Annotated in this window: 4 protein-coding genes, 1 tRNA gene and 1 pseudogene; 3 read left to right on the top strand and 3 right to left on the bottom strand. The window is 72.2% G+C overall.

The window, feature by feature from the left end; translation table 11 throughout:
• Nucleotides 1–73 (top strand) — tRNA-Met (locus AAHZ94_RS28135).
• Between the two features lie 367 nt (nt 74–440).
• Here AAHZ94_RS28135 and AAHZ94_RS28130 read toward each other — a convergent pair.
• Nucleotides 441–857, bottom strand: a complete 417-nt coding sequence (locus AAHZ94_RS28130; RefSeq protein WP_349996338.1) for a Fur family transcriptional regulator — start codon at nt 855–857, stop codon at nt 441–443.
• A 156-nt stretch (nt 858–1,013) separates the two neighbouring features.
• On the opposite strand from AAHZ94_RS28130, the gene AAHZ94_RS28125 reads away from it, so the two are divergent.
• A complete protein-coding gene (locus tag AAHZ94_RS28125) occupies nt 1,014–2,489 on the top strand; it encodes a catalase (RefSeq protein WP_349996336.1) in 1,476 nt (491 codons plus the stop codon).
• Between the two features lie 226 nt (nt 2,490–2,715).
• Here the strand turns inward: AAHZ94_RS28125 and AAHZ94_RS28120 are convergent, their stop codons facing one another.
• Both AAHZ94_RS28120 and hisN read right to left on the bottom strand, forming a co-directional pair.
• Complete coding sequence (locus AAHZ94_RS28120; RefSeq protein WP_349996335.1) at nt 2,716–3,159, bottom strand: CBS domain-containing protein; 444 nt, start codon at nt 3,157–3,159, stop codon at nt 2,716–2,718.
• Nucleotides 3,160–3,806: 647 nt separating this feature from the next.
• The gene (hisN, locus tag AAHZ94_RS28115; protein WP_349996334.1) at nt 3,807–4,598 is read right to left on the bottom strand and encodes a histidinol-phosphatase; all 792 of its coding nucleotides are present in this window, start codon (nt 4,596–4,598) and stop codon (nt 3,807–3,809) included.
• A 126-nt stretch (nt 4,599–4,724) separates the two neighbouring features.
• Between hisN and AAHZ94_RS28110 the strand changes: the two are divergent.
• Nucleotides 4,725–5,114 (top strand): annotated as a pseudogene (locus AAHZ94_RS28110) (TetR/AcrR family transcriptional regulator); the annotation flags it as partial.
• Nucleotides 5,115–5,142 lie beyond the last annotated feature (28 nt).

Raw genomic sequence — 5,142 nt, 5'->3', positions numbered from 1 at the left:
GCGGGGTGGAGCAGCTCGGTAGCTCGCTGGGCTCATAACCCAGAGGTCGCAGGTTCAAATCCTGTCCCCGCTACTCAAGATCGAAGGCCCGGATTCATTGAATCCGGGCCTTCGGTGTATGTGGCCGGCCGTTGGCCGGCGTGTGGGGCCGCGGTGCGGGAGATGCCGGACGGGCGCTGCGTGTTGGGCGCTGCGCGGGGGCGGGTGTCAGGCGCCGGACGCGTGTGTGTGGCGGGTGTCGCATGGGCCCCTGGGTCGCCCACCAGGTGTCGTACGGGGAGCGCTGCCCCGCCCGGCCAGGTTCCGTACGGGGGTCGCGACGTCTCCCGGCGGGTGGGAACGCGGCGGCGGGAGGTGATCCGTGTCGTCTGCCGGTGGGCCGGGCCAGGCCGTGTGGTGGGTCGTGCCCGGCCGGCGCGAGGCGATGGGGTGACCCGGTGTCAGGCGCCCGTACAGGTGGGGCAGATACCGCGGTAGGTGACCTCGACGGCGGTGACCGTGAAGCCGAAGCGCTCCGGGGTCGGCAGGTCGGCGAGCGGGTCGCCGGCGGGGTGCACGTCGCGGATGGTGCCGCAGCGGCTGCACACCAGGTGGTGGTGGTCGTGGTGGGCGTTGGGGTCGTACCGCTTGGCGCGGCCGTCCGTGCTCACCTCAAGGACCTCGCCGAGCGACACGAGTTCGCCGAGGGTGTTGTAGACGGTCGCCCGGGAGATCTCCGGCAGGCGTTCCGTCGCGCGGGCGTGCACCTCGTCGGCGGTGTAGTGCACATGGTCCCCGTCGAGCACCTCGGCCACGACGCGTCGCTGGGCGGTCAGCCGCCAGCCGCGTCCCCTCAGTCGTTCCAGCAGGTCACTCATGCCATTCACCTATCAGTCAGATAGGACCAGAGTACCAGTGCGAGTCCACGAACAGACTTTGTACGCCTCTCGGCCTCTTCTTGACTTAGACAATGTCCAATGTAGGATCGGGTACGGCTCAGGCCAAGCGACACGACGAGTACGCAGGAGGCACACGTGACGGTTCAGAGCGAGACGGCGCAGTCGGCGGGACCGCTGACGACGGAGGCGGGTGCCCCGGTTGCCGACAACCAGAACAGTGAGACCGCCGGTGTCGGCGGCCCGGTGCTCGTACAGGACCAGTCGCTGCTGGAGAAGCTGGCGCACTTCAACCGCGAGCGGATTCCGGAGCGCGTGGTGCACGCACGGGGCGCGGGCGCGTACGGCACCTTCACGGTGACCGGCGACGTGACGCAGTACACCCGGGCGAAGTTCCTCTCCGAGGTCGGCAAGGAGACCGAGACCTTCCTGCGCTTCTCCACGGTGGCCGGCAACCTCGGTGCGGCGGACGCGGTGCGGGACCCGCGCGGCTTCGCGCTGAAGTTCTACACCGAGGAGGGCAACTACGACCTCGTCGGCAACAACACCCCGGTGTTCTTCATCAAGGACGCCATCAAGTTCCCCGACTTCATCCACACCCAGAAGCGCGACCCGTACACCGGCTCGCAGGAGGCGGACAACGTCTGGGACTTCTGGAGCCTGTCGCCGGAGTCCACGCACCAGGTGACCTGGCTCTTCGGTGACCGCGGCATCCCCGCCTCGTACCGCCACACGGACGGCTTCGGCTCGCACACCTACCAGTGGAGCAACGCTGCGGGCGAGGCGTTCTGGGTCAAGTACCACTTCAAGACCGACCAGGGCATCAAGAACCTGACGGCCGAGGAGGCCGCGGTGCTCGCCGGGCAGGACCCGGATAGCCACCAGCGGGACCTGCGGGAGGCCATCGAGCGCGGCGAGTTCCCGAGCTGGACCGTGTCCGTGCAGGTCATGCCGGTGGCCGAGGCGGCGAACTACCGCTTCAACCCGTTCGACCTGACGAAGGTGTGGCCGCACGCGGACTACCCGCTGATCGAGTTCGGCAAGCTGGAGCTCAACCGGAACCCGGACAACGTCTTCGCCGAGGTCGAGCAGTCGATCTTCTCGCCCGCGCACTTCGTGCCCGGCATCGGACCCTCGCCCGACAAGATGCTCCAGGGCCGGCTGTTCGCCTACGGCGACGCGCACCGCTACCGGGTCGGCATCAACGCCGACCACCTGCCGGTCAACCGCCCGCACGCCACCGAGGCGCGCACCTACAGCCGCGACGGCTACGCGTACGACGGGCGGCACGGCCGGTCGAAGAACTACGAGCCCAACAGCTTCGGCGGCCCCGCCCAGACCGGTGACCCGGCCTGGCGGCCGACCGCGGTCAGCGGCTTCACCGGCGAGGGGCCCGCGCCCTCGCACGCCGAGGACAACGACTTCGTCCAGGCCGGCAACCTCTACCGACTGCTGTCGGAGGAGGAGAAGGGCCGCCTGATCGCCAACCTGGCGGGGGCGCTGGCGGGGGTGTCGCGCGACGACATCGTCGAGCGCGCCATCGGCAACTTCCGCAAGGCGGACGCAGACTACGGCAAGCGACTGGAGGCAGCGGTCCAGGCCCTCCGCGGCTGAGTCGTCCGCGCGACGGCGCCACCGGCCCACCCCCGTGGCCGGTGTCGCCCCGCGCGGCGGCTGACCAGTCGCTTGCCGTAAGGGACCGAAGAGGCCGGACGCCATGGGGCTCCGGCCTCTTCGCATGCCCTCGTGTGCGCTCGCGAGCCTTCGTACGGTGTGCTTGCGGGGCGTGGTGCGGGAAGCGCACCAGGTGGGGCGGGGGTGGTGACGGGGTGTCGCCCCGTCAGTGGGTCAGGGCTCCGGCCGAGGGTCCCGTGGGGGCTTCCGCGGGCGTGTCCGTCGGCGTTTCGGTGCGGGACCAGCAGCGGATGATGTCGCGTACGGAGACCAGGCCGACCGGTTCGTGGGCGTCCAGCACGATCAGGTGGCGGAAGCCGCCGTGCGTCATGGCCCGCGCGGCCTCGGTCAGCGTCCACTCGGGCGCGGCGTAGACGACGTCGTGGGTGGTGTGCGCCTGGGCCGTCTCGTGGTCGGGGTCCTGGCCGGCCCCGACGGAGATGAGGACGTCGCGTTCGGTGAGGATGCCGACCCCGCTGGTTTCGGTGTCGAGGACGACGGCCGCACCGACCCGGCGGGCGGCCATCAGTCGGGCGGCCTGGCGGAGGGTGTGCGCCGGGCCGATGGTGAGGACCACCGTGGTCATGGCGTCGCGGACGAGCGTGGGCATGGGGGGAGCCACCTCCTTGGGGGAGCCCGCTCGGCCGTCTTCGGGGTGGGGGCCACCGAACCGTGCTTCACAAGTGCACAAGCGGGCGGAACCTCATGCTCACACGCGCCCGTCGGCGCAACAAGGCCCGGCACGGGAGCGCAGGGAGCGCGAGGAGCGCGGGGCCACGGACCGACGGCAGGGCCGGGGCGGCGCACCGCGGGTTCCGGGCCGTCCGAAGCGGTGCGTACGAGGGCCGTTGCCGCACGGCGTACGCCCGCGCACGGGCGCGGGTCCGCGCAGGTACGTGGTGGGGAAGGGGCCGGCAGGACGTTGCGGGCGCAGGCCCGGGTGCACCCCGGATGGGGCCGGGCGGACGCCGGTTCGCTCGCCGGCCCGCGGGGCGGGTGTGCCGCACGGGGCCGGCTGGCTGCGGACGGCGCCCGCCGCGTACGGTGCCGACGCCCTTGCGGCGCTGGCGCCTTGCTGCCCCGACGCCTTGCTGTCCCGACGCCTTGCGGTGCCGACGTCTTGCGCGTGCCAACGGCGTACGGGGCGCAGCGGGACGGGCCTGCGGGGCACGGGAGTCCGCGGCCACCGGAGTCGCCCGCGGGGCGGGGGAGTCACGGTCGCCGCGGGCTGCGCGCGGTGCTGGTGTGGCCCGCGGGTTACTGGAGGTATTTGAGCAGTTCGTCGTGGAGCAGGCCGTTGGAGGCGGCGGCGTTGCCGCTGTGCGGGCCGGGGCGGCCGTCGAGGCCGGTGAACCTGCCGCCCGCCTCCTGCACGATGACCGCGTTGGCCGCCATGTCCCACAGCGAAAGCTCCGGCTCGGCGCACAGGTCGACCGAGCCCTCGGCCACCATCATGTAGGGCCAGAAGTCGCCGTAGCCGCGGGTGCGCCAGCAGGCCCGGGTCAGGTCGAGGAAGCCGGGCAGCTTGCCGCGCTCCTCCCAGCCGCCGAGCGATGCGTACCCGAGCGAGGCGTCGGAGAGGTCGTTGACCTTGGACACCGCGATCCGGGTGGCCGATGAGAGGTTGCGCCCGGTGTAGGCGCCCAGGCCCTCCGCCGCCCACCAGCGCCGGCCGAGCGCGGGCGCCGAGACCATGCCGACCACCGGCCGGTCACCGCCCTCGCCGCGCTCCATCAGCGCGATCAGGGTGGCCCACACCGGTACCCCGCGGACGTAGTTCTTGGTGCCGTCGATGGGGTCGATGACCCAGCGGCGCGGGCCCGAGCCCTCGCTGCCGAACTCCTCGCCGAGCACCGCGTCCCGCGGCCTGGCCCGCTGGAGCGAGGACCTGATCAACTCCTCGGCGGCCTTGTCGGCCTCGGTGACGGGCGTCATGTCGGGCTTGGTCTCGACCTTGAGGTCCAGTGCCTTGAACCGCTCCATGGTCGCGGAGTCGGCCGCATCCGCGAGCACCTGAGCGAGCCGCAGATCATCGTGGTAGTCGGGCATGCTCGCACACTACCTTGGCGAAGCGGGGCGAACCGGCGCACGCCGGGTCCCTTGACAGCGTCTGGCGGCACGTCAATTCTGTGCCGCACGGCAGCCGGGTGAGCTGTCCGGGCCTGGGAGGCAAAGGTGCCTACAGCGCGTGAAGCCCTACTGAACGCGGCGTTCAGCGCCCTGGACCGCCGGCCGTGGGCCGGGGTGCGCATGGTGGACGTGGCCGCGGCTGCCGGGGTGTCCCGGCAGACCCTCTACAACGAGTTCGGCAGCAAGGACGGCCTGGCCAGGGCGCTGGTGCGGCGCGAGGCCGAGGCGTACCTGCGCGGCGTGGAACAGGCGCGGCTGCCCGTCGGCGGCGCCCGCGACCCGGGCGAGCGGCTGGCGGCTGCGGCCGTCTGGACCGTACGGGCGGCGCGCGGCAACGCACTGGTGCGGGCGACGCTCACCGGTTGCTGGGGCGATCGGCTGCCGGCGCCTGCGGCCGTGCCGCGGGCAGTGCCGGGCCCGCGGCCCGCGGGCCCTCGCCGCCGATCGGGATGAGCACGTCGAT

It is taken from the genome of Streptomyces sp. HSW2009, from assembly GCF_040240285.1.
GTDB lineage: Bacteria > Actinomycetota > Actinomycetes > Streptomycetales > Streptomycetaceae > Streptomyces.
This window is presented reverse-complemented; position numbering and strand designations above follow the sequence as displayed.